The organism is Corynebacterium sp. UMB4614, assembly GCF_030217065.1.
Taxonomy (GTDB): Bacteria; Actinomycetota; Actinomycetes; order Mycobacteriales; family Mycobacteriaceae; genus Corynebacterium.
Map to the genome: position 1 here is coordinate 15,617 of NZ_JASONC010000014.1, position 22,916 is coordinate 38,532.

The 22,916-nt window shown below is 65.5% G+C and carries 20 protein-coding genes; 14 read left to right on the forward strand and 6 right to left on the reverse strand.

The features are described from left to right. Positions 1 to 59 precede the first annotated feature (59 nt). The 8 genes from nadA to QP413_RS07020 all read left to right on the forward strand — a co-directional run bounded on the left by nadA (position 60) and on the right by QP413_RS07020 (position 9,738). Positions 60 to 1,331, forward strand: coding sequence for a quinolinate synthase NadA (nadA, locus tag QP413_RS06985; RefSeq protein ID WP_284781266.1), 1,272 nt, complete (start codon positions 60 to 62; stop codon positions 1,329 to 1,331). Further along, positions 1,331 to 2,956, forward strand: a complete 1,626-nt coding sequence (locus QP413_RS06990; protein WP_284781267.1) for an FAD-binding protein — start codon at positions 1,331 to 1,333, stop codon at positions 2,954 to 2,956. The genes nadA and QP413_RS06990 overlap by 1 nt, the downstream gene beginning before the upstream one ends. Before the next feature lie 103 nt (positions 2,957 to 3,059). Beyond that, entirely contained in the window at positions 3,060 to 3,959 is a 900-nt protein-coding gene (nadC, locus tag QP413_RS06995) for a carboxylating nicotinate-nucleotide diphosphorylase (protein ID WP_284781268.1), read from the forward strand. Then, a complete protein-coding gene (locus QP413_RS07000; protein WP_284781269.1) occupies positions 3,959 to 5,116 on the forward strand; it encodes a cysteine desulfurase family protein in 1,158 nt (385 codons plus the stop codon). Before nadC ends, QP413_RS07000 begins: the two co-directional genes overlap by 1 nt. Positions 5,117 to 5,191: 75 nt before the next feature. Beyond that, positions 5,192 to 6,550 (forward strand): MFS transporter, encoded by a 1,359-nt coding sequence (locus tag QP413_RS07005; RefSeq protein WP_284781270.1) that lies wholly within the window; start codon positions 5,192 to 5,194, stop codon positions 6,548 to 6,550. Positions 6,551 to 6,604: 54 nt separating this feature from the next. Then, on the forward strand, positions 6,605 to 7,354 hold the full coding sequence (locus tag QP413_RS07010; RefSeq protein ID WP_148811472.1) for an SDR family oxidoreductase: 750 nt from the start codon (positions 6,605 to 6,607) through the stop codon (positions 7,352 to 7,354). Between the two features lie 172 nt (positions 7,355 to 7,526). After that, positions 7,527 to 8,810 carry a Fic family protein gene (locus tag QP413_RS07015; protein ID WP_284781271.1) on the forward strand — a complete coding sequence of 428 codons (1,284 nt, stop codon included), beginning with the start codon at positions 7,527 to 7,529 and terminating at the stop codon, positions 8,808 to 8,810. 130 nt (positions 8,811 to 8,940) lie between these two features. Next, positions 8,941 to 9,738, forward strand: a complete 798-nt coding sequence (locus QP413_RS07020; protein ID WP_284781272.1) for an NAD-dependent deacylase — start codon at positions 8,941 to 8,943, stop codon at positions 9,736 to 9,738. Here QP413_RS07020 and QP413_RS07025 read toward each other — a convergent pair. Continuing rightward, positions 9,735 to 10,859, reverse strand: coding sequence for a hypothetical protein (locus tag QP413_RS07025; protein WP_284781273.1), 1,125 nt, complete (start codon positions 10,857 to 10,859; stop codon positions 9,735 to 9,737). The genes QP413_RS07020 and QP413_RS07025 overlap by 4 nt on opposite strands. A gap of 188 nt (positions 10,860 to 11,047) precedes the next feature. Here QP413_RS07025 and QP413_RS07030 point away from each other — a divergent pair, with 188 nt between their 5' ends. Further along, positions 11,048 to 12,256: a hypothetical protein gene (locus QP413_RS07030; protein WP_284781274.1), complete on the forward strand. Its 1,209-nt coding sequence runs from the start codon at positions 11,048 to 11,050 to the stop codon at positions 12,254 to 12,256. Between the two features lie 21 nt (positions 12,257 to 12,277). On the opposite strand, the gene QP413_RS07035 is transcribed toward QP413_RS07030, so the two are convergent. Beyond that, positions 12,278 to 12,859, reverse strand: a complete 582-nt coding sequence (locus QP413_RS07035; RefSeq protein ID WP_284781275.1) for a hypothetical protein — start codon at positions 12,857 to 12,859, stop codon at positions 12,278 to 12,280. Between the two features lie 251 nt (positions 12,860 to 13,110). Between QP413_RS07035 and QP413_RS07040 the strand changes: the two genes are divergently transcribed. Continuing rightward, positions 13,111 to 14,166, forward strand: coding sequence for a DNA (cytosine-5-)-methyltransferase (locus QP413_RS07040; RefSeq protein WP_284781276.1), 1,056 nt, complete (start codon positions 13,111 to 13,113; stop codon positions 14,164 to 14,166). 17 nt (positions 14,167 to 14,183) lie between these two features. Further along, positions 14,184 to 15,056, forward strand: coding sequence for an NgoMIV family type II restriction endonuclease (locus QP413_RS07045; protein WP_284781277.1), 873 nt, complete (start codon positions 14,184 to 14,186; stop codon positions 15,054 to 15,056). Positions 15,057 to 15,166: 110 nt separating this feature from the next. Here QP413_RS07045 and QP413_RS07050 read toward each other — a convergent pair whose 3' ends face one another. Together QP413_RS07050 and QP413_RS07055 are read right to left on the reverse strand one after the other, a co-directional pair. Then, the gene (locus QP413_RS07050) at positions 15,167 to 17,674 is read right to left on the reverse strand and encodes an acyltransferase family protein (RefSeq protein WP_284781278.1); all 2,508 of its coding nucleotides are present in this window, start codon (positions 17,672 to 17,674) and stop codon (positions 15,167 to 15,169) included. Between the two features lie 177 nt (positions 17,675 to 17,851). Then, positions 17,852 to 18,409: a gamma carbonic anhydrase family protein gene (locus QP413_RS07055; RefSeq protein ID WP_012359352.1), complete on the reverse strand. Its 558-nt coding sequence runs from the start codon at positions 18,407 to 18,409 to the stop codon at positions 17,852 to 17,854. 49 nt (positions 18,410 to 18,458) lie between these two features. Here QP413_RS07055 and QP413_RS07060 point away from each other — a divergent pair, with 49 nt between their 5' ends. After that, the gene (locus QP413_RS07060; protein WP_284781279.1) at positions 18,459 to 18,950 is read left to right on the forward strand and encodes a flavodoxin family protein; all 492 of its coding nucleotides are present in this window, start codon (positions 18,459 to 18,461) and stop codon (positions 18,948 to 18,950) included. A 13-nt stretch (positions 18,951 to 18,963) separates the two neighbouring features. Here QP413_RS07060 and QP413_RS07065 read toward each other — a convergent pair whose 3' ends face one another. After that, positions 18,964 to 19,284 carry a hypothetical protein gene (locus QP413_RS07065; RefSeq protein WP_070758580.1) on the reverse strand — a complete coding sequence of 107 codons (321 nt, stop codon included), beginning with the start codon at positions 19,282 to 19,284 and terminating at the stop codon, positions 18,964 to 18,966. Between the two features lie 67 nt (positions 19,285 to 19,351). Here QP413_RS07065 and QP413_RS07070 point away from each other — a divergent pair, with 67 nt between their 5' ends. After that, a complete protein-coding gene (locus QP413_RS07070) occupies positions 19,352 to 19,813 on the forward strand; it encodes a DUF488 domain-containing protein (protein WP_012359355.1) in 462 nt (153 codons plus the stop codon). 63 nt (positions 19,814 to 19,876) lie between these two features. Beyond that, positions 19,877 to 20,164, forward strand: coding sequence for a GlsB/YeaQ/YmgE family stress response membrane protein (locus tag QP413_RS07075; protein WP_284781280.1), 288 nt, complete (start codon positions 19,877 to 19,879; stop codon positions 20,162 to 20,164). A 57-nt stretch (positions 20,165 to 20,221) separates the two neighbouring features. On the opposite strand, the gene QP413_RS07080 is transcribed toward QP413_RS07075, so the two are convergent. Further along, a complete protein-coding gene (locus QP413_RS07080; protein WP_284781281.1) occupies positions 20,222 to 22,837 on the reverse strand; it encodes an ATP-dependent helicase C-terminal domain-containing protein in 2,616 nt (871 codons plus the stop codon). Positions 22,838 to 22,916 lie beyond the last annotated feature (79 nt).

The window sequence follows — 22,916 nt, forward strand, 5'->3', positions numbered from 1 at the left end:
AAACCCACCACTGAACCCACCTGCCTTAAAGGGGCAGCCACAACAGAAAGCACAAGACTATGAGCTCCGTAACCAACCTCATCCTCAAGGCCGCCGACGCCGAGTCCAGCACCTGTGACTCCCAGCTGCCCGCCGAGCCCTGGGAGGTCGACCAGAATTCCTCCTACGGGCCGGGCGCTTCCCACGGCGATGACTTCCCGACCGTGGCACCCCGCCAGGGCGTGCTGCCGGAGCGCTACACCAGCGCCACCCCAGACGAGCTGGATGCCATGATCATCGCCGCCCGGGAGACCCTCGGCGACCGGGTGAAAATCCTGGGCCACTTCTACCAGCGCGATGAGATCGTGAAGTTCGCGGACTTCGTGGGTGACTCCTTCAACCTCGCCCAGGCGGCGAAGGCCCACCCGGAGGCCGAGGCCTTCGTCTTCTGTGGCGTGCACTTCATGGCGGAAACCGCGGACATCCTCTCCCAGGACAACCAGGCCGTGATCCTGCCGAACCTCTCTGCGGGCTGCTCCATGGCCGATATGGCGAACATCAGCCAGGTCGAGGCCTGCTGGGAGGAACTCAGCGAGGTGCTGGGAACAAACGGCGACGGGGACGTCGCTGCCAAGGCACCGCTGATCCCGGTGACCTACATGAACTCCGCCGCGGACATCAAGGCCTTCTGCGGCCGCAACGGCGGGATCGTCTGCACCTCCTCGAACGCCCGCACCGTCCTGGACTGGGTCTTCGAGCGCGGCGAGCGGGTCGTCTTCCTGCCGGACCAGCACCTGGGCCGCAACACTGCTCGCGCGATGGGCATCCCGGACGAGCAGATCATCATGTGGCACCCGCACCTGCCGCTGGGCGGCAACACCGCCGAGGAGATCCGGGCTGCGAAGGTGATCCTGTGGAACGGCTTCTGCTCCGTGCACAAGCGCTTCACCGTCGCCCAGATCGAAAAGGCGCGCGCTGAGTTCCCGGGCGTGCGAGTCGTCGTCCACCCTGAGTGCCCGGCCCCGGTCGTCGACGCCGCGGACGTCTCCGGCTCCACCGAAGTCATCCGCCGCGAGGTGGAGGCCTCCAAGCCGGGCGACGTCATCGCCATCGGCACCGAGATCAACATGGTCAACCGCCTGGCCCAGCAGTACCCGGACCGCACCATCTTCTGCCTGGACCCGGTGGTCTGCCCGTGCTCCACGATGTACCGCATCCACCCCGCGTACCTGGCCTATGCGCTGGAGTCCCTGGTGGACGGCAAGGTGGTCAACCAGATCACCGTGGACGAGTCCGTCGCCGAGCACGCCGAGGTTGCCCTCGAGCGCATGCTGGCTGCGAAGCCTCACTGATGCCGCAGGTCAACGTCCTAGGCTCCGGGGTAGCCGGCATGGTCGCCGCGCTCACCGCGGCTGCCGCCGGCGCCGAGGTCGCCCTGATCTATCCGGGCGGAAGCATCGCCGCCAGCCGGGGAGCCACGCAGCTCGCGCAGGGCGGGATCGCCGCCGCGATCGACCCGGCCGATAGCGTGGCCGCGCACGTCGCGGACACCCTGGCCGCGGGGGCGGGGCTGGTTCCCTCGAATTCCGAGGAGGCCCGGGCGGTCGAGTTTTTGGCCGCCGAGGGGGCGGTGGCGGTGCGCCGCCTGCTCGCGGCCGGTTTCCCCGCCGACCTGCTCCCGAATGGCACGCCCGCGCTCGCGCTGGAAGCGGCGCATAGCGCGGAGCGGATCGTCCACGCGTGGGGGGATCGCACCGGCGCGGCCCTGCACGCCTTCCTCGCAGAGAAGATTGAGGCGAGCACGGGCGAGCACAGCGGTGGTTCACAGGCTGGCGCGATCACCCAACACCCCGGCTGCGAGCTGGCCGAACTGCTTCTCACCGACGGCGTGGTCACCGGCGCCCGGGTGCGCCGCGCGGGTGAAACACTAGACCTCAGCGCGGACGCAACCATCGTCGCCACCGGCGGATATAGCGGCATCTTCCCCCGCTCCACCAGCGGTGGGGTGTGCACGGGTGCCGGGATCCTCGCAGCGGCCCGAGCCGGGGCGGTGTTGGCGGATATGGAGTTCGTCCAGTTCCACCCCACCGTCCTGGCGGGCACCAACTTTCTCATCTCCGAGGCGGTGCGCGGGGCTGGGGGAGTGCTGCTCGACGATGCGGGACAGCGCTTTCTTAAGAACGTCGACCCGCGCGCGGAGCTCGCGCCCCGCGACGTCGTCGCCACCGGGGTGTGCCGCGCCCTGCACGAACACACCGAGAACGTGTGGCTGGACGCCCGCCACATCCCGCAGCTGACCGAGGAGTTCCCGGGCATCACCGCGATGCTCGCCTCGCAGGGCATCGACTGGCGCCACGAGATCGTTCCGGTTGCCCCGGCCGCGCACTATTGCATGGGCGGAATCGCCACTGACCTGCACGGACGCGCCAGCGTGCCAGGCCTCTACGCCGCCGGTGAGGCCGCCCGGACCGGCGTGCACGGGGCGAACCGTCTGGCGTCGAACTCCCTGCTCGAGGCGCTGGTCTTCGCCGCTGCCGCTGGCAAGGACGCCGCGGCGCAGGTCTCCGGCGACCAGGGACAACAACCCACGGGGCTGGTAACCGCGACCGCCGAAGGCCGCGTGCTGGACGTCGAGCTGACGCTGCCGGAAGGCACCGCGCCGGGCGTGACGTCTCCGGCAGACGTCGAGGAATCGAACGGCGCTGCGCAATACGATTCTGCGGCACAGGACGAGGCCACTGCGCGGGACGCCGTGGGTGAGGGGCTGGACGTCGAAAGAACCGGCGAGGGCATCCGGCAGGCCCGGCAACGGCTGGCAGAGGTCCCCGGCGCCAGCGCCACCGTGGCGCAACTCGTGGCCACCGCGGCGGAGGTCCGGACCGAATCCCGGGGAGCCCACCGCCGTCGCGACTATCCCCGCACGGACCCGAATCAGGCCAGCTCCCGCTTCCTGCGGCTCGTCCCCGCCGGAACATAACGCCCAGAAAAACGCCGTGACCAGCTCACACAGCGCAGCAGCAACAAATCCCGAGAAAACAGCCCAGCGACAACAAGCCCCGAAGAAGAACCCGAAAGGCCCCATGCTCACCCAAGACACCATCACCACCGCCGTCCGCGCCGCCCTCGCCGAGGACGCCCCGTGGGGAGACATCACCTCCGAGGCGACCATCCCCGCCGACACCCGCCTCCGCACCGCGCTGACCGCCCGCGAGGACGGGGTCTTCGCCGGCGGGCAGGTCGTCCGCGCCGCCTTCGAGCTCACCGACCCGGCGATCACCGTCACCGAACTGGCCGCCGAGGGCACCCGCTTCACCGCGGGCCAGCAGCTCGCGGTCATCGAGGGCCCGGCCCGCGGCGTGCTCACCGCCGAGCGCATTGCCCTGAACTTCGCGCAGCGCATGTGCGCGATCGCCACCATGACCGCCCGCTACGTCGACGCCATCGCTGGAACGAATGCCCGCATTGTCGACACCCGGAAAACCACCCCTGGCCTGCGCGCCTTCGAGAAGCACTCCGTGCGCGTCGGCGGCGGACACAACCACCGCTACGGGCTCTCGGACGCCGTGATGGTCAAGGACAATCACCTCGCAGCACTCACCGCGAGCCTCGGGGAGGGCTCGATCACCGAGGCGCTGCGCGTCGTCCGCAGCCGGGTCGGCCACACCACCCACATCGAGGTGGAGGTCGACCGCATGGACCAGATCGAGCCTGTGCTCGCCGCCGGGGTGGACAGCATCATGCTGGATAATTTCGGCCCCACCGAGCTCGCCCGTGCCGTCGCCCTGATCGACGGCCGTGCGGCCACCGAGGCCAGCGGCAACGTCAGCCTGGAGACGGTCGCGGAGCTCGCGGCCACCGGCGTGGACGTCATCTCCGTCGGTAAGCTCACTCACTCCGCGGGCTCCCTTGACCTGGGGCTCGACGCACTGGAGCCGGCAGCGCAGAGCACGCAGGACCAGGAAGCACAGGACCAGGCCTAATGTCCCGCTACCTCGACGCCGCCGCCACCGCACCACTGCACCCGGCCGCCCGGGAAGCGATGAACCGGGTGTGGGACGCAGGTCCGGGTAATGCCGCCAGCGTGCACAGCGCCGGGCACCGCGCGGACCGGGAACTCGACCACGCCCGCACCACGGTGGCGCGGGCTTTCGGCGTCCCCACAGACGGCGTGATCTTCACCGCCGGTGGGACGGAGGCGAATAACCTCGGCATCATCGGCCGCGCCCTGGCCAATCCGCGCGGGCGGAGGGTCGTGACCACCAAGGCCGAGCACTCCTCCGTGCTAGCCAGCGTGGACTACCTGCAACGCATCCACGGCTTTACCGTGGACTACCTGCCCGTCGACGCGTCGGGACGAGTCCTCGACAGCGCCGCCCGGGAGTACCTGACCGCGGACACCACGCTGGTCGCCGTGGGCCTGGCCAACTCGGAGGTCGGCAGCGTCAGTAGCGTCGAGAACCTCAGCACCACCGCCCTCGAGCTGGGGATTTCCCTGCACATCGACGCCGTCCAGGCCGCCGCTGGCCTGCCAGTCAGCTTCGCGGACGGTGGCTGGCCCGGTACTGGAATAACCAGCGCAGCGGTGGCCTCCCATAAATTCGGCGGACCGCAGGGCATGGGCGCGCTGCTCCTGCCCAGGGATGTCGCCCTGGAGCCCGTCATCCACGGCGGGGAGCAGGAAAACGGTCGACGCGCGGGCACCAGCAATATCGCCGGGGCCGCGGGCTTCGCCGCCGCCGTCGCAGCCACCCGTGCCTCGATCGGCACCCGAGCCGTGGAGCTCATGGCCTCCCGTGACGCCCTGATCGAGGCCGTGCTCGCCGGCGTGCCGGGCGCGGCGCTGACCGGGCACCCCACCGAGCGGCTGCCCAACCACGCCTCCTTCGTTGTCGAAGGGGTCAGCGGTGAGTCCCTGCTGGTGGCGTTGGATACTGCGGGATTCGCGGTGAGTTCCGGGTCAGCCTGCCGCGCGGGCCAATCCGAACCCTCCCCGGTGCTGCTGGCTATGGGTTATAGCCCGGAGTTGGCGCAGTCCGCCCTCCGCTTCACCCTGCCTTCACCCCTGAAGGAGGCAGAGATCGAACAGATTGTGCGAATTCTGAGGACTGAAATTCTTTCTGTCCGCCCCAATGGCTAGGTTTATTCCCAGCTCTTTGGATACGTAGCTTCACGCCCCTGACCGGCGAGGCTACGCAGAATTTAAGGATTATTGATGGATCTGCGCCAACTCATCGATAACACCCGGATGTCCGGCTATCAGTGGCTCATCATCGCGGTCGCCGCCTTCGTCAACGCCCTGGACGGTTACGACCTGGTCGCGATGGCCTTCTCGGCGAATGCGGTCACGAAGGAATTTGATCTCAGTGGATCCACCCTCGGCTGGCTGCTGGCCTCCGCGCTGATCGGCGTGGGGGTGGGTGCGGTGGCGCTGGCCCCGCTGGCCGACCGCTTCGGCCGCAAGCGCCTGATCGTGATTTCCCTGCTGATCACCCTGGCCGGCCTGATTGCCACCGGGTTCAGCAGCAGCGTGCCCGAGCTCTTCGTGTACCGCGTGATCACCGGCATCGGGGTGGGCGGCGTGCTCGCCTGCGTGACCGTGCTGACCTCCGAGTTCTCCAATCTGCGTTTCCGCGGCCTGGCGATGGCGATCTATGCCGCGGGCTACGGCCTGGGTGCCTCCCTGTGCGGCACGATTGCCTCCACCTTCATCCCGGATCATGGCTGGCGCATCGTGTTTTTCGCTGGCGCAGTGCTGACGACGGTCGCGCTGCTCGCCGTGTTTTTCTTCATTCCGGAGACTCCGGAGACCCTCGCCGCTCGCGGGGACGACGCCGCCCTCCAGCGTCTGGCCCGGCGCATAGGCAAGGTGTCGGCTGGCGCGAACGAGCAGCAGCGGGTGACCGTCGCGGTCCCCTCGGCTGCAGAGCGCGGCCGTTTCCGCGACCTGCTGGGCCCGGAGCTGCTGCGCAACACCCTGCTGCTGTGGCTGGGCTTTGCGCTGGTGAACTTCGGTTTCAACTTTGCGAACCAGTGGACCCCGAAGCTGCTCACCGAGGTCGGGCTGAGCGAGCAACTCAGCACGCTGGGCGGGATCATGCTCGCCCTGGGCGGAACGGTGGGCTCCGTGCTCTTCGGCGTGCTGACCACCCGACTGAGCACCCGCACAACACTGGTGATCTTCTCCCTCACGGCGGGCTGGGTCCTGGTTGCCTTCATCCTCAGCACGGACTTCCCGGTGCTCATGCTGGCGCTGGGCGTGGCCGTGGGCATGCTGCTCAACGGCTGCGTGACCGGCATGTACACGATCACCCCGCAGTCCTACCCCTTCCACCTGCGCAGCACCGGTGTCGGCATCGCGCTGGGCGTGGGTCGCATCGGTGCGATCATGGGCCCGCTTGTGGTCGGTTACCTGGTGGACTCGGGCTGGTCGCCGCTGGCGCTCTACGTTGGCGCTGCAGTGGTCATGCTCGTTGTGGCCGTGGCTATCGGCGCTGTGCAGGGACCGGCCACGGTGGTCGCGGGACGGCCGGGCTCTGTGAGCACCGACCGGGTGAGCAGCGACCGGGACTAGGTCCCCGTCGGCGAATCGGCGCGCGTGTCTGCGGTGCCGACTAGCCTGAGGGGCATGACTAACACCACGGATAACACCCGCACCGCCGTCGTCACCGGGGCCTCCGCAGGCATCGGGGCCGCCGCTGCAGAAGCACTCGCCGCCGACGGCTGGCACGTCGTCCTCACCGCCCGCCGCGAGGACCGCCTCCGGGAGGTGCAGGCCCGAATTCAGGACGCCGGCGGCCAGGCCACCGTCATCGTCCTCGACGTCACCGACCAGGCCTCCATCGACGCGGTGGCCGAACAGCTCGCCGCGGAATTCGGCAGCGTTGACCTGCTGGTCAACAATGCGGGCGGGGCGCGCGGCCTGGAACCCATCGTGGAGACCGACCCGGCGGACTGGCGCTGGATGTTCGAGGCCAATGTGATGGGAACCCTGCAGGTCACCCGCGCCCTATACGAACAGCTCAAGGCCGGGCAGGCACCACAGGTGATCAACGTGGTCTCCATGGCCGGGCGTGGCGCATACCGGAACGGGGCGGGCTATAACGCCGCGAAGTTCGGGGAGACCGCGCTGACGGACGTGATGCGCATGGAGTTCGCCGAGGACGGCATCCGCGTCTGCCAGCTGGATCCGGGCCGCGTTGCTACCGACTTCTCGCTGAACCGCTTCAAGGGGGATCAAGCCCGCGCGGACGAGGTCTACGAGGGCGTGCAGAACCTGGTGGCGGAGGATATCGGCGAAACCGTGCGCTGGATCGCGGGCCGGCCCGCGCACATGGATGTGGAGACGATCATGATCAAGCCGATCGATCAGGTCTAAACCAGGGTGCTGGGATAAAAGTTAAAAGGGTACTCTTGAGCCGAAGAGTTACCCTTTAACGCTTAAGGTATAAACCTTGAGCCGAAGGTGTAGCCCTTAATCACTAAAGGATAAGTCTTGGCTTGCCGCCCAGGGCGTGAGCCGTAGCCCGGCTACCCAGGAAGAGGCGTGTATGGGGCACTACGTTGATCAGCATTGGCACCCAATCGATGCACCAGGGGTGCCGAAACGCGATAAGGCTGGTGGACACTTCCGCGCGTTTGTCCCAGATTTTTTGATGCAGGGCCGGCGTGGTGCACCGCTACTTGTCGACGACGACGTGTCGTACAAAGCGGCCGTTGTGGAGCGGAAGATTTTGCAGCTTGGGCGGCTACAAGGCGCCACGCAGTTGGAGAGCATCGCCCGATGGCTGATGCGTTCGGAGGCAGTTGCTTCTTCCAAGATCGAGGGGATTGCGCCGAGGGTAGACAAGATTGCTCTTGCAGAACTCGCGCAGAGTGAGGATGTCCGGGGATTCAAACCGAATGCTGCAGCGGTGGCTCGCAACCTCACCGTGCTCCGTAGCGTGGAGGAACAATTCGAAGCGCTGGGTCCAATCACGGTCGACATGCTGGAGCGTCTGCAGGAGCAGCTCATCGGCGGCGAGCGGAGGATCCCTGTAGGCGTACGTGAGCAACAAAACTGGATCGGTGGCGGGGACTTCACCCCAATTGGAGCAGAGTTCGTTCCGCCCCCGCCAGAATACGTTCCGGAACTTATGGAAGACCTCGTTGAATACCTGAATAGTGCAACCCACGGTGCGCTTCTCCAGGCGGGGATTGTCCACGCACAATTCGAGACGATTCACCCGTTCGCAGATGGGAACGGCCGGGTCGGTCGAGCACTCATTCATGGGGTCCTTCAACGCCGTGGCCTCGCGCCGAAAACCCTCCTGCCCATCAGCCTCGTTCTGGGAACATGGTCGCAGCGCTACGTCGAGGGATTGACCAAGTTCCGGGAGGGGGACCTTTCCGGGTGGCTCGACCTATTCGTTGAAGCGGCTGATGTGGCAGTGGGCCAGGCAGAAGAGCTTTCGAATGAATTGAGCGCTATGGAACAGCAGTGGGCGGAGCAAGTCGATGCTGCGAGGAAGGCTAGCGGGAAGGTGCGAGAACTGCGCCGGGACTCCCTGGTGATACGCCTCTTGGGGGCTTTGCCGGAACACCCAGTGGTCACGGTGGCTACGGTCAACCGCATCTATGGGAAGGCTCCTGCGAGTGCCCGTCAAGCACTGGATTTTTTGGAGGAGGCCGGAATCTTGCGGTCAAAGTCTGTGGGTCCACAAGGACAACGTGGCTACTATGCGGACGACGTGCTCGATCTCATCACCTACGCTGACCGGAAACTCGCTAGTAGCCAATTCGATACACGGCTCGCAGAACCCCAGGGTCGAGGTGCACCAGCCCGGCCGGAGTAGTGGAACTCGCAGAGTGCAGCTTGCTTTCCTGCTGCTGAGCTGGGCGCCGGGCTGGTTCCGGGCAGGAGGGGCGAGCAGCTTCTTGGGTAACCCGAACCCGGCACGACCAGCCACGGGCTAGCCTTGGGCCATGAGCACGAACTCTGGTGTTTTCACGCTGAACGACGGCCTACCGCAAGAACTGATCGACGTCCTGACGGGCGCGCGTAACGTCGTCGTCTTCACCGGCGCGGGAATGAGTAAGGACTCCGGGCTGGACACCTTCCGCGACGCACAGACAGGTATCTGGGAGCGCATCAACCCGCAGGACATGGCCTCCCTGGACTCCTGGGCCAAGGATCCTGACCCCATGTACGCCTGGTACCTCTGGCGCGGACATGTCTGCCGGCAGGCAGCTCCCAACGCCGGCCACGTGGCCATCGCCGAGTGGGAGAACGCCTCCTGGGCCTCCGAGCGGGGCATCAACCTGCACGTGGTGACCCAAAACATCGATGACCTGCATGAACGGGCGGGCAGCAAGCGGATCTCGCACCTGCACGGCAGCCTCTTCAGCTACCGCTGCGCGATCTGTCACAAGCCCGCCCGCACCCCTGAGTTCCCTGATCATCAGCTGGAGCGCGTCACCCCGCCGAATTGTTCCCTGTGCGGTAACCCCATCCGCCCGGGCGTGGTGTGGTTCGGTGAGCCGCTGCCGCACCGCGAGTGGGACGCCTCCGAGGCCGCGATGCGGGAGGCCGACCTGGTGGTCATCATTGGCACCTCGGGCGTGGTCTACCCGGCAGCGGGACTGCCGCAGGTTGCGAAGGCCGCGGGAGCCCGCATCCTGGAGATCTCCCCGGAACGCACCGATCTCACCCGGCTGGCGGACTGGTCGCTGCGGGCCACGGCGGCGGAGGGTGCCCCGGCGATCGTCGCGGCGGCGAATTAATCGCCGAATGCTTGTCGTGTCAGCTCGCTCCAGAAGTCACCAAAGGAGCCCTTGGAAGAGGAAGAGGACTTGCTGCCGGAGCTGATGTCGTCGACGTCGAAGTCCTCGACGAAATCGGCCCAGCTCTGCGAGCCCACGTCGTAGAACTTCACGACGAGCTTGCCGTCCTCCAGCTCAACGACGTCCAGGCGCTGGCCGGTGTCACGGCCACTCTTATCACCGATCTGGACGGTGTAGCTCTTCTTGAGCTGGCTGTTCTTGTACGCGTCCTTGACCTTGTCTTCGTCGAAGTTCATGGACAGGCGCATGAAGTCCTGGTCATCGACGGTGTACAGGGCCTTCGGGTCCTCAGCACCCAGGTAGCGGTCGATACCACGGTAATCATCGTTGAGATCCAGCTCGTCGATCAGGGCATCCTGGGCCTTGATGTGGATATTCTCCCGGATCCACTTATCCGTCTTGTCCCGGTCGCGCAGCTTCAACAGTTGTTCGACCTTCTTATTCGGCGCACCCTTTCCGGTGACGTTATCGCCACCCATGCCGCCGAAGAGGCTCACGGCGGCGAAGATCAGCAGCATCACGACGGCCGTGGCGATCGCGGTGATGAGGATTGCCATCTTGGAGGAGCGGCCGAACTCCTTCTTGGTCTTCTCCACGGCGGGCGCGAGCTGCTGTTGGGTCTTCGTACCGGCCTCCTTGAAGCGCTCGCCCAGCGACGGGCCCTGCTTCTCCTGCGAGTGCTGGGCACCTGCTGAGCCAGCTATGCCCGCTGCGCCTGCGGCACCGGCAGCACCAGCTGCAACACCGGCGCCCGCTGCGTGATCGCCCGTCGGCGCAGCGCCCGCGGAGAAGTCCGCGGCGGCGAGCTGGCGGAGGGCGTTGACATCCACCTCAGGCGCGTTCGGATCATCCAGGCGGGAATCGTAGGCGGTGCGCTTCTGTGGATCACCCAGGATGGAGCGGGCGATCTCCACTTCCTCGCGGCCACCGATATTGTCCAGCTCGTTGTTCTCCAGGCGTTCGGAGAGCTCGGCGCTGATCTCGTCCGGTGCCTTGGAGCGGTCGAGATTGAGAGCTTGATAAAGGTCGTAGTGGGCCATGTGCTTCCTTCCGGCCAGCATCGACGGGTTTTCTAACAGGAATTTATCAGATCACTGGGAGCGAATGCTCCGCTCTACCGAACTTCCCCGATTGGCCTTCTACCCGCACATTTGCGCTATCCGCACGAGACCATTTCGCGTGCGATACCGTGTTTCTTGTTGTGCTCCGATGAAAGGGAGCTGGACGCCACCTGAGAAGGAATCCTGACGTGAATTCGCCTAACCAGAACCAGCCATACGACTGGGGCGTGCCGTCCCAGCCAGCCAACGGGCCTGCGCAGCAGCCCGCCGGCAACGGTGCCCCGCCGCCACAAGGTTCACAGGGCCCACAGGGACCCGTTGGGGGTCAACCGCCGCAGGGGCAGCAAGACAAGCCCCGCAAGAACCTAAAGCCGTGGGCGTTCACCGCACTAGCCGTCGTCGTCATCGCGGCACTGGTCTACGCGGGACTGTGGATCTACCAGGCGACCCGCGGTACCGAAAAAGGGCCGTTGGGCTGGGATAACGAGCAGATCGCGAAGCACGTCTCCAAGAACAAGCTCGCCGACTGCGACCTGGGGGAAGAGTTCTGGAACTCCGTTGGCCTCAAGGACGTCCAAGTCTCCGGCGACGAGGAGACCTGCCAGGGCTGGTACGAGACCGCCGATGGTGGCGAGGTCCTCGTCACCATGGAGATCGACAGCTCGTCCTCAGGCGTCTCGGTGCCGGACGACAGCGTCTCCCTGAGCAGCGACGGTCTGCGCGGCTGGACCGCGCAGGAAAAGAGCGAGGACGGCTACCTGTCCACCGAGCCGACCGAAAAGTGCACCTACTACAGCAAGAGCGGCCTGTTCGTGGGCACCCTGTCCACTCCGGCGACGTGCGGCGCGCTGAAGCCGCTGGCCAGCCAGCTGACAAACCTGGACATTCAGGACCGCGAGGCCACCGCAAGCAAGGACCTGACGGACTTCGACTCCCCGGAGTACCTGCCGGTCAACGTCGAACCGGTCGAGGTTTCCTCCCCGCTGTGGGAGAAGCTGGGCAAGAACGTTGCCAAGGCTGGGGAGGCGCAGAAGGTCAAGGACGACGGCTACTCGGGCTCAAAGATCACCGTCGACAAGATCGACGTTGACAAGGCGCAGGTCTGCGCGGACGCGACGTTCCGCCTGGGACGGGAGACTGATCGTTTCGTCTTCCAATTCCACGTCCCGGATATGCGCGTCGTGTTCCCGACGGGTAGCGCGCTCAAGCTGGTCCGCGATCCGGAGCATTTGCGCCTCAAGGAGGGGGCGACCAAGAAACTCAGCTACTGTGGCGACCTCGAGGATGCGGAGTACGTGGGTTACCGCGGGGGACAGGTCTACCTGGTCAGTGACTTGGATAGCAGCGGTGATCTTGAGGGCAGTGCCTGGAAGTTTGATCTCGCCACACAGGACTAAGGCAGCACGAGCGCGGCTAGCTTAGCCTCCCAGTGCCCCCGGCAGCAGTTTCGCGAGCCGGGGGCATCGTGCTTTCTTGAGCTGCAGAACCAGCGAGGCGATGTTTGCTGTGCCTTCCTCATCCGTGCCCTTCTTGCCCGTGCGCGCGGCCACGGCCTGCGCCAACGCACCGGGATGGGTGGTGCCGAGTTCGTGGAGGAAATCGTCGGGGTTGGTGACTCGGTAGCTCTCCCGGGCGGGCTTCTTCGTGAAGTCCGAGGGCCGGTTGAAGCTCAGCAGCGTGGCCGCCCCGCAGGCGGTTGCGGCGGCGTGCACGTGGTAGTCGCCGGGGTCTTTCCCGCTGAAGGCCAGGTCCTTGGGGTAGTGGGGGAGGACGTCGTCCATCTCGCGGCGCAGCTCCGCCATCCGCTGATCCCGCTGCGCACCGGTGAATTGCGGTACGCGCCAGTTCATCGTGGCGCCGGTCTCCGACAGGGTTTTTAAGGACGTCACGAGCCGCAGTTCGTACCCCTCACCGACCAGTGCTGCGCGCAGGTCGAAAAGCCACCGCAGCACGGTGGTGCTGGTCAGCACGTTGGCGTCGAGAAAAACGATGTGTGGCATGGCAGGGAGGAACTGAGCGGTTCGGAGCGAATTAATCGAACATATTAGCGAATAAAGGGTATCCTTGTCTGGCTCGTTGCTAGACTAACAGGCGAAAACTTCCGAGAGTGCGCAGGTTAGTTTGTGCGACGCACCACTACGTTCGTTGTACTTTGCACGCAGCTGGGGGTGGACGGGCGCGAGGTTCGGCGGTAATCGAACAGATTGACTTGGCTCACTGGAGCCAGAAGACTTGGACAGCGGAGTAAACCATGACTGGAAATGATGATGCAGTGCCCGCCTTCAAGGCGGAGGCTTTAACTTCGGTGGAGATCTGCGCTGGTGCAGGGGGGCAGGCGCTAGGTCTGGAGCAATCTGGGTTTGATCATCTCGCCGCCGTTGAGATCGACCCAGATGCGGTAGAGACGTTAAGGGCAAATAGGCCTAGTTGGAACGTTCTCGCCGAAGATGTGCTGAGTTTCGATATCGAACCTTATGCCGAGAACTTGGACTTGTTCGCTGGTGGCGTGCCCTGCCCTCCATTTTCCATCGCGGGTAAGCAGCTCGGAAAGGATGATGAGCGGGACCTTTTCCCGCGGGCGCTGCAGCTGGTCAGGATCGCAAGGCCCCGAGCGGTGATGCTTGAGAATGTCCGAGGCATGGCACAGCCGCGTTTCGAGGCCTACCGCGCCGAGCTCATCGAAGAGCTGAATGACATGGGCTATACCGTGTTCTGGGAGCTGGTCATTTCCGCCGATTATGGGGTGCCGCAGCTCCGGCCACGATTTATTATGGTGGCGCTGCAGCATGAATATGCAGAATATTTTGCCTGGCCTGAGCCGGTCTCGCATCGCACTACGGTGGGAGAGGCTTTGCACCATCTGATGTCCTCTCGCGGTTGGCCAGGTGCGACCGCTTGGGCAGCAGGTGCGCAAGACATCGCCCCAACACTGGTTGGCGGAAGTAAGAAGCATGGGGGCCCGGACGTGGGGCCTTCGCGTGCGCGTGCGGCATGGAAGAGGCTGGGGGTAAAGGGCTCGTCTATCGCGGAGGAGGCTCCTGGCGCGGATTTCACCGAGGATCCTAACGAGGAGATGCCTAGGCTGACTGTCCAGATGGGTGGGGTGATCCAGGGATTTCCAGAGGACTGGAAGTGGATGGGCCGCAAAACCGCGGCGTGGAGGCAGGTCGGGAACGCTTTTCCACCGCCGGTTGCACGTGCCATCGGCGAGAGAATCGCCTCTGCGCTCAATAAGGAACCGATCCCCGATGGTTCGTTGCCCGCGTTTCCGTATGGGGCGGCCCAATTGCTCGAAATGACTATCTAGATATGAATTGCCCACGTATGAACCCAGCTGTCCTTTCGCAGGCTCGTAAAGAATTCATTCAAGAGCTCATCGATACGGGAACCTTGGCGATCTCCGATAAAGGAATCGCCTCGAATGCCGATAGGGGCAGCCGGGCTAGCCGGGTTGTTGCGTTGCACCTGGCGGAGAATCTGGGAGTGCCTGTGCGACAGAAGCTAGCGGGGCAGACGGCGGGATCGAATTTTGAGAACGCGGTCGGCACCTTTCTGCGTACAACGATTCGGTCGATGGCGGCTGTGCAGCCAGGAAACTGGTTTGTCGACGTCGTGGGATCCTCCCATCGTGCGAGTCACGTCGCTCGCTATGAGCCTTATCTTCACCTTGGGGACTTGGCGGTCGAAATCGAAAACAAGCCAACCCTCGCCGCGGTGCTAGGGAACTCTTATTCCATCGCGCCGGACATCCTCGTCACGCGAGATGCCTATAGCGATGAAGCGTTGAACGCCGAATTGGAGTTCGTGGATGAACAGGCTGGTTTGCTTTCTCCCATGCGTGCATCCAATACGCAGTCTTCCTCTTCTCGGTTTCTGCATGCGGTTGTCAGCTGCAAATTCACCATGCGCTCCGACCGCGCGCAGAACACACGGAGTGAGGCGCTCAACCTGATTCGCAACCGGAAGGGGCGCGCCCCGCACATCATTGCGATTACCGCGGAGCCGATGATTTCGAGGATCGCCTCCTTGGCCTTGGGCACCGGTGACATTGACATGGTGTACCACGCTGCGCTTCCTGAACTGCGCAAAGCGGTGCATGAAGCAGGTTCGGAAGACGCTCAGGAAATTCTCGAAATGCTGGTGCACGGGCGACGGTTGCGCGATATTTCCGACATGCCCCTGGATCTGATCTCTTAAAACTTTCCAAGAACGCCACTAGCTGCAAGAGAGAAGCAACACGCATGAAAGAACCCCAGCGGCTTACCGCTGGGGTTAATTCAGCAAGGGCGTCGTGTCCCGGAACCTAGCTAGTAAAAGTCGCCGGCCGGGGCAGCGGGTTGGGGAACCGCCGGGGCCTGCACCGGCGGGTGCTGCCCAATCTCATCCGGGCTCGGGGCGTCCAATCCAGCGCCAGGCTGACCGGCATCTGGCTGACCAGCGCCTGGCTGCCCAGCGCCCGGTGCACCTGGCTGCTCTGCACCCGGTTGCTCTGCCCCTGGGGCTCCGGGAGCGACCTCACCGGACTCCTCAGCCCGCGCATCCGGCGCCTTACGGGCCTTATCCTCCGAGCCCTCCGCGCCACGAGGCTTCTTGTACATCTGGTACTCAATCGCATCCGCGAAGCGGGAGGCGAAGATGTTCGTGAAGTGGTGCTGATCGCGGTAGGCCACCAGGTTGCCGATGATCGCCGGGCACCAGCCGTCCTTACAGAAGCCATCGGTGACATCCAGCAGCGTCACGTCCAGACCCGCATAAGCCTTGAACTGCGGGTCCTCCGGCAGTAGGGAGGCGTCCTGCGGGGTGCCGCACTCCGCGTTGATCTCCTCGATCTCCTCCGGCGTCGGGCGCCAACGATCCCGCACGCCCGGGAAGTTCCGGCCACGCTCGGTGGCGGTGCGGGTGCCGTCCACCATCTCGCCCACGCACTCGCGCAGGTTGAATGGCACCGGGTCACCCATCTCCGGCGGCTGGATGTGCCAGGCGTTATCGCGCATCAGGTAGCTGTGGATGCCGTTCTCGGTGAACAGCTTCACCAGATCCACGTACTCCGGAGGCACCTGCTCCGGCCCATTACCCGCGATATCCGACGGGCGGGTACCGGTCATCCACACACCCTCAGTCGGCGGGTTGGCCAGGATGTGGTCCACGACCTTCTTCGACCAGGAACGGCAGGACGGGAAGTCCGAGCCATCCCACTTGGTGATATTCGCGTTGACTGGGCAGCCCATCTTCAGGATCGGCATGAACTTCACACCCTGGCGGCGGCCCACCTCGTCCAACGCTGGGATGAAGTGCTCGGAATGGGAACCACCAATCACGTACACCGTGCGCTCGGAGTTCAAATCACCGTAGGCGCAGTCCTCCTCGGAGCGGTTGAAGTTCCGCTTCAGGATCAGGTGATCCTCCTCGAAGCCGATCTGGCAACCATCCGGCTGCGTCGGCGGCAGCAGCGGGCCCATCTCTTCGAACGGTGGGGCCAGCGGCTGGCGCGGTGGGACGAAGGCGTCGTTACTGAAGGCCAGCGGGCCAGGGTAGTTCTCGACGTTCGACGCCAGGCGCCAGAGTTCCTCGCCCTCCTCGACCTGGTTCTTCGCCACCACCGGGGCCGCGGCGACCACACCACCGGCGATCAGGATGATCACCATCGCATAGGCGGTCTTCGGCCACACGCGGATGGCTTCCCACCAGTAGCTCGGGGTCCACAGCACGTGCGCGCGGCGTGGGCGGCCGGTCTGGCGCAGCGGGCGCTCGATCAGGCGATTAGACAGCCATGCCATGACCACCGAGGCTGCGATGATGGCCACGCCGAACAATGGCTGCTCCTGGGCGTTGTAGCCCGTGTAGGACACCAGGATGATCAGCAGCGGCCAGTGCCACAGGTACAGGGCGTAGGAAATCCGGCCCAGGAACTGCATGAAGCGGCTCTCCAGGATGCGGGTAACACCCACCGGCTTACCGTTTTGCCCAGCCAGGATCACCATCACTGCACCCACCAGCGGGAACAGCGTGCCCGGGCCCGGGAAGGTCTGGGCGCCATCCATGATCAGGCCGGTGGAGGCGATCATGATCAGGCCCAGCCAACCGAAGAGCTGACGCACCCACGTGTTCAGCGGCGGCACGATCGGCGCCGGCGGCTTCTCGCCGTGGTCGGAACGCGGCATGATCAGCATGCCCAGCAGGCCACCCAGCCCGATCTCCCAGAAGCGGGAGAAGGAGTGGTAGTAGTTCACGGCCTGGTCCTGGCCGTGCTGGTACGTCGCGAAGGCGAAAGAAAGCACCGTGACTGCCGTGAGAATGACAGCCAAGGCCTTGCGGGAAAAACGTCGGAAAATGAGCGCGATCAGGGTGACCGCAATCAGGGATGCGACGTAGATCTGCAGCTGCGCGGACATGCTCCACAGGTGCTGGAACGGCGAGACCGTGGAGCTGGCGGTGTTGTAATCACGGCCCGAAAACGCCAGCTGCCAGTTCGTGATGTACGCCAGCGCGCCGACCGCGTCCTTAGATAGCTGCAGGTGCTGGATCCGCGGCATAAGCAGCAGTCCAGCCGCCAACGTCGCGCCGACGACCACCGCGAGCAGCGGGAAGAGGCGTCGGATGATGCGCACGAGCGACTGAACGAACGTCAGCCCCTTCGGGTTGCGCGCATTCGCGAGCTGGGAGCCAAAGAAAAACACACCTCCCAGCAGAAGGAAGACATCCACGCCCGAGGACACCTTGCCCACGAAGACGTGGAAAATCACCACGAGGGCGATCGCGAAACCGCGCAAGCCCTCGATATCGTTACGGAATCTTTTCCCACCTGTGCTGGCCATAGCCCCTTCATGCTATCGGGTGCCGGGCCGAACTCAGAAGAAGGCTCGCGGGTGGGGTGCGAGGAAGTGTCCTGCCCAAGCCCTGCAACGTCGGTGGCAGCAACCGGAAAATGAGTGGGAGCAAGCGGACGCGAGGGGAGTGGACGGACGCGGGGTGGTGAGCGGCAGCTGGAGTAGCTAGCGGAAACGCACCTCGGCGAGCTCGATCGCCTCCGACGGATCCGGCTGCCCCTTCGCGATCTCGACGTAGCGGCCCGCGTGCTCGACCAGTCCCTGCTGTGCCTGCTCGCTCATCTCACGACGCACCTTCGCCGGTACCCCCGCCGCCAGCGACGCCGCCGGGATCTCCTGGTTTTCTAGGACGACGCCACCAGCCGCGATGAGGCTTCCGGAACCAACACGGGCACCGGAGAGGATCGTCGCTGACATGCCGACCAGAACGCCGTCCCCGATCTCGCAGCCGTGGACGAGGGCCTTGTGCCCGACGGTGACGTCCGAACCGAGGACGCAGGGGGAGTCGTGGTTCGCGTGCAGGACGGAGTTGTCCTGGATATTCGTGCGTTCCCCGATGCGGATCGGGCCGACGTCCCCGCGCAGGACGCAGCCGTAGAAGACGGAGGAATCGGCGCCGATCTCGACGTCCCCGATGATGGTCGCGCCGGGGGCGATATAGGCGGATTCGTGGATGCGTGGGCGAACGCCCTGGAAGGGAAGGATCAGTGGTGCGGTGCTCATGGTTCCCATCTTGCCCACTTCCGGGCCCGCGGGTGGCCATAATGGGGGCATGGCTAGCAACACTCGAACTCTGCTGATCGTGCACCACAGCCCGACGGATACGGTGCGGCCGATTGCCCGACGGGTGATTGAGAAGTGTCAGGAGGCTGCCGAGCAGGCTGCTGAGGCGCTGGGAGATGGCGCGCCGCGCATCGAGGTGGTTGAGCGCCAGGCCTTGGAGCCGGATAAGGCGGAGCTCCTGGCAGCGGACGCGGTGATCTTCGGAACAACCGCGAACTTCGGCTATATCTCCGGGGCGCTGAAGCACTACTTCGACACCCTGTTTTACCAGGTCAACGAGGAAAAGCAAGGCACCCCGGTCTCCTGGTGGATCCGGGGTGGATTCGATACCACTGGAGCGGAGAAAGCGATGGATTCCATCATCACCGGCCTGCAGTGGGAGGTGGCGGCTGAGCCTGTGGCCTTCACCGGGAACCCGGCGGAGCACCAGGATCGGCTCGACACCATGGCGGAGGCCATGGTGGGCGCGCTGCTCAGCTAAGGGCTGGGCGGGCTTACTTCGCGTCGGAGAGGAAGTGTGCGGCTCCAGCGGATGCTGCGGTGACCGCGAGGACAGCCGGCCAGGCGCCGATCTTCTTCGCCAGCGGGTGGGAGAGGCCAAAGGCCCCGAGGTAACCGGCGGTGAGCCCAGCGGCGGTGGGCGCGCCAACCTTGGCGTTCCAGGAGCGGGCGGCGTAACCGCCGGCAGCAGCGAGAATCACGCCACCGAGCGGGCGGATCTCGGTCTCGCGGGCGGTGAGCCAGCCACCGATGAGCCCGGTGGCGATGACAGCGGCAGTGTTGACGTCCTTGGCCTTCTTCAGATTCATAGACATGCCCTCAGGTTACCCGCGGACGTAGCGTGGTGGGAGGACATGAAATAAGGAAGGAGCAAGCAAGCGGATGGAACTGGCACGGGTGTATGACGTCGTGAACAACGGTGGCTCGAAGGGGAGTGACCAGGGAAAGGGCAGTGGCGGCGAGGCGGGCGCCTGGTTCCTGGTCGACCGCCTGTGGCCACGGGGAGTGTCCAAGGAGAAGCTGCCGCTGACGGGCTGGCCCAAAGAGCTGACGCCCTCCTCTGAGCTGCGCAAGGAGTTCCACTCGGGCGAGCTGAGCTTTGAGAACTTTGCCAACCGTTACCGCACGGAGCTGGATGACGCTCTCGATGACGGGGACCTTGAGGGCGCGCTGCGGGAGCTCGAGGAGGCCGGCGCCAAGCCACCCCGTTCGGATGCGAAAACCGAACAGACCGCGAAGGACGGGGTGCTGCTGCTCTATGGCGCGAAAGACACCGAACAGAACCACGCGATCGTACTACTGGAGTGGCTCAACGCCACGCTCCGAGAGCGGCGCGACCAGTAGGTTATTTCCAGCGAAAAATAAAAATTCTGGCAGGATCCTACGACAGCTGGCATACTGGAGGACATGGATACATTGATTCTCGCAGCACAAGCAACCCCGGCCCTCGGATTCATCGGCTGGATCATTATCGGCGGCCTGGCAGGTTGGATCGGTTCGAAGATTATGGGCACCGACGCGCAGATGGGCGTTATCGCCAACATCGTCGTTGGTATCGTCGGTGGCCTCATCGGCGGTTGGGTCCTCACCCTGTTCAACGTCAACTCCGGCGGCATGTTCTGGAGCTTCCTGACCTGCCTGCTCGGCGCAGTGATCCTCCTGTGGATCCTCAAGATGGTTTTGCCGAAGCGCTAAACCGCCTCCGGCACAGCCCAAACCAAGGAGCCCTTCGGGGCTCCTTTTTCTTGTGCCCTAACCCGCCGCCGGGTCCTCGGGCCAGGTGTGCTTCGGGTAGCGGCCCCGCATATCTTTGCGCACCCCCTGATAAGGCCCGGCCCAGAAACTCCCCAGGTCATCGGTCACCGCCACCGGCCGTTGCGCCGGGGAGAGCAGGTGGAACTGCACCCGCCGGCCCGCGATGCGCGGGGACTCCGTGAGGCCGAACGCGTCCTGCAGCTTCGTCGCCAACACCACGGGTTCGGCGAGGACCTCGGGGGTTGGCGCTGCCTGCCCCTCGCCGGAGCTCCCCGGGAGGACTTCGCCTGGGGCAACGCTGGCAGCATCACTCACAGCGCCAGCCGCGGAGCTTCCGATCAGCACCTCCGGGTAGGTCAGTCGCCTCGTCCGCCCGCTCGGCAGCTCCAGGGACTCCGGCGCAAGCTCGTCGATCGGCTGATCCCACGGGATCAGCCCGCGCAGCAGGCTCGCCACATCCGGCCGCCGACCGGCAGCAATATCCGCCGCGATAAAGCTCAGCAGCTCCGCCGGCAGCCCCGCCCGCAGATCCGGGTAGCCCGACGCACGTTCGAACCCGGCTACTGCGGCGTCGTGCAAGTACTGCATGCGTTTCACCAGCTCGCGGGCGTTCCCGCTGAGCTGCAGCATTTCCTCCAGCTGCTCCGGGGTGGCCTGCGCAATCGCAGCGGATACCGCCTCTTCCGCCTCCGCCACGCTGGGCTTGGCCGGAGCGCTGCTCAACTCGACCGCCCCCACGACCGTCCGTTCCCGCGCCTGCACCCGCTTCTTCTCCACGCTGTAACTCGCGGTCCTTTCCTTTTGGACGCCACCGGCTGCAGCCAGGGCCAGCTCCTCGGAGATCGGCATGGCCGAGCGCAGGATCGAACCCGTCCCGGACTTCCTCGCGGATGCCGACTCGCTGCGCCCGATATCCGCCACCGCGAACCACTGCTCATTGTGTGGTGCATCCACCCCTGGCATGCCCTTCGGGATAACCGCCCCGGTGCCGCCCACGGTCAGCACCCGTTCCGACCCAGGTTCGACGCGCCGGGCGAGCAGATCCGGCCGCGCACACGCGATCGTGTAGGCGATGGCGTCCTCCCCGGTCAGCGGGTCGCTGAGCTCACGTGGGGCGTGCGGCTGCAACAAGCGGACGAGCCTGCGCACCGCCGGGTCCTTCGGCGAGATATCCCGGATCGCGCTGGCTGGGGCACGCTGGGAACTGGCGACGTCCAAAAACTGCAGCACACGGGCCACGAGCTCCACCGGGACGCGCCGGCTGGCGAGCAGGCCGCCGCGGGCGTGGCGCGGATCGAGGGGGAGCGTGACCAGCAGTTCCCCGAGTTCGGTGATGGTCCCGTCGGCGTCGAGCGCCCCCAACTGGCGGAGCGTGGCAGCGGCGGCAGCGGCGTTGTTCTGGGGGAAGGGGTCCGGCAGGGCCAGGCCCTCACCCATGGGTGCGCCCCAGGCGGCGACGTCCAGCAGTGCGGCGGTGAGGTCACTGGTCTGGATCGCAGGCGCAGCGAATTCCGGCAAGCGGGCCCACTCATCTGCGCTGATCAGCCGGAACACGGTGCCTGGCCCCTCGCGGCCCGCACGACCCGCTCGCTGCACGCAGCTGGCCTGGGCGGCGGACTCCGTGACCAGGACGGACATGCCGCGGGAGGAATCGCGCCGGGAAACGCGGGAAAGGCAGGTATCCACGACGACGCGCACGCCCGGCACCGTGATCGAGGATTCGGCGACGTCCGTGGCGAAAATGACCCGGCGGGTGGGGTTGGCGCTGGTGGCCCCGCGCGGGTTGACGATCTCGGACTGCTGCTTCGGGCTGAGCTGGCCGTGCAGCGCGAAGGCGGCAAGCTCGGGGGAATCGAATTGCTGGGCGAGCAGCTCGGTGCCGCGGATGGTCGGGACGAAGGCCAGGATGTCGCCTTCGGCGATCTCCGCGAGAGCTCGGCGCACCCCGGCGGCGATGAAGGCCTCGATGGAACCGGGCTGGCCGGGCCTGCTATCGCTGCGGCGGTGGGTGATGGAGTCCGCAGCGGCGGCGTAGTGGATCTCCAACGGGTAGATCGGGGCTGGAACGTGCACCACCGCCTCCGGTACCCCGAGCAGATTCGCGAAACGCTGGGCGTCCACCGTCGCGGACATCGCCAGGACCAGCAGGTCATCGCGCAACTCCCGCAGCTGGGCGGCGATGGCGAACACCAGGTCGGACTCGATATGGCGTTCATGGACCTCATCCACGACGATCGCGCCCACCCCAGGCAGGTCGGGGTCCCGCAGCATGCGCCGGAGCAGCACGCCGGGGGTCACCATCTCGATCCGGGTCTGCTTGGATACGCGGGAATCCCCGCGGACCGTATATCCCACTTTTCCGCCCAGCTCGGTGCCTCGCAGCTCGGCGAGGCGGGCAGCGGCGGAGCGGGCAGCCACGCGCCGGGGCTGGGTCACGATCACGCGCTGATCAGGGGCAACCAGATCAGCATCGGCGAGGAACTGCGGGGCCAGGGTGGTCTTGCCCGTGCCCGGCGGGGCGTGCACCACAGCCGCGCCGAACTCCGCGAGCGCGCTGAGCAGGGCCGTGCGGCCAGCGGAAAAGGGCAGATTAGGGGTGGGGGTGGTAGACATGCTGCCTATCAAATTAGCCCACGGTGGTGCGCGGTGGTGGCGGGCGCGGGGGAGGAAGAGCGCGGCCCCTTCGCCGTGA

What these genes read in the sequence shown, in the direction of transcription:
- QP413_RS07015 (WP_284781271.1), top strand. Translation starts at nt 7,527, where the DNA reads ATGGGGCACTACGTTGATCAGCATTGGCACCCAATCGATGCACCAGGG.
- QP413_RS07070 (WP_012359355.1), top strand. Translation starts at nt 19,352, where the DNA reads ATGGAACTGGCACGGGTGTATGACGTCGTGAACAACGGTGGCTCGAAG.
- QP413_RS07005 (WP_284781270.1), top strand. Translation starts at nt 5,192, where the DNA reads ATGGATCTGCGCCAACTCATCGATAACACCCGGATGTCCGGCTATCAG.
- QP413_RS07040 (WP_284781276.1), top strand. Translation starts at nt 13,111, where the DNA reads ATGACTGGAAATGATGATGCAGTGCCCGCCTTCAAGGCGGAGGCTTTA.
- QP413_RS07055 (WP_012359352.1), bottom strand. Translation starts at nt 18,409, where the DNA reads ATGAGCACCGCACCACTGATCCTTCCCTTCCAGGGCGTTCGCCCACGC.
- QP413_RS07045 (WP_284781277.1), top strand. Translation starts at nt 14,184, where the DNA reads ATGAACCCAGCTGTCCTTTCGCAGGCTCGTAAAGAATTCATTCAAGAG.
- nadC (WP_284781268.1), top strand. Translation starts at nt 3,060, where the DNA reads ATGCTCACCCAAGACACCATCACCACCGCCGTCCGCGCCGCCCTCGCC.
- QP413_RS07075 (WP_284781280.1), top strand. Translation starts at nt 19,877, where the DNA reads ATGGATACATTGATTCTCGCAGCACAAGCAACCCCGGCCCTCGGATTC.
- nadA (WP_284781266.1), top strand. Translation starts at nt 60, where the DNA reads ATGAGCTCCGTAACCAACCTCATCCTCAAGGCCGCCGACGCCGAGTCC.
- QP413_RS07035 (WP_284781275.1), bottom strand. Translation starts at nt 12,859, where the DNA reads ATGCCACACATCGTTTTTCTCGACGCCAACGTGCTGACCAGCACCACC.
- QP413_RS07065 (WP_070758580.1), bottom strand. Translation starts at nt 19,284, where the DNA reads ATGTCTATGAATCTGAAGAAGGCCAAGGACGTCAACACTGCCGCTGTC.
- QP413_RS07080 (WP_284781281.1), bottom strand. Translation starts at nt 22,837, where the DNA reads ATGTCTACCACCCCCACCCCTAATCTGCCCTTTTCCGCTGGCCGCACG.
- QP413_RS06990 (WP_284781267.1), top strand. Translation starts at nt 1,331, where the DNA reads ATGCCGCAGGTCAACGTCCTAGGCTCCGGGGTAGCCGGCATGGTCGCC.
- QP413_RS07025 (WP_284781273.1), bottom strand. Translation starts at nt 10,859, where the DNA reads ATGCTGGCCGGAAGGAAGCACATGGCCCACTACGACCTTTATCAAGCT.
- QP413_RS07060 (WP_284781279.1), top strand. Translation starts at nt 18,459, where the DNA reads ATGGCTAGCAACACTCGAACTCTGCTGATCGTGCACCACAGCCCGACG.
- QP413_RS07010 (WP_148811472.1), top strand. Translation starts at nt 6,605, where the DNA reads ATGACTAACACCACGGATAACACCCGCACCGCCGTCGTCACCGGGGCC.
- QP413_RS07050 (WP_284781278.1), bottom strand. Translation starts at nt 17,674, where the DNA reads ATGGCCAGCACAGGTGGGAAAAGATTCCGTAACGATATCGAGGGCTTG.
- QP413_RS07020 (WP_284781272.1), top strand. Translation starts at nt 8,941, where the DNA reads ATGAGCACGAACTCTGGTGTTTTCACGCTGAACGACGGCCTACCGCAA.
- QP413_RS07000 (WP_284781269.1), top strand. Translation starts at nt 3,959, where the DNA reads ATGTCCCGCTACCTCGACGCCGCCGCCACCGCACCACTGCACCCGGCC.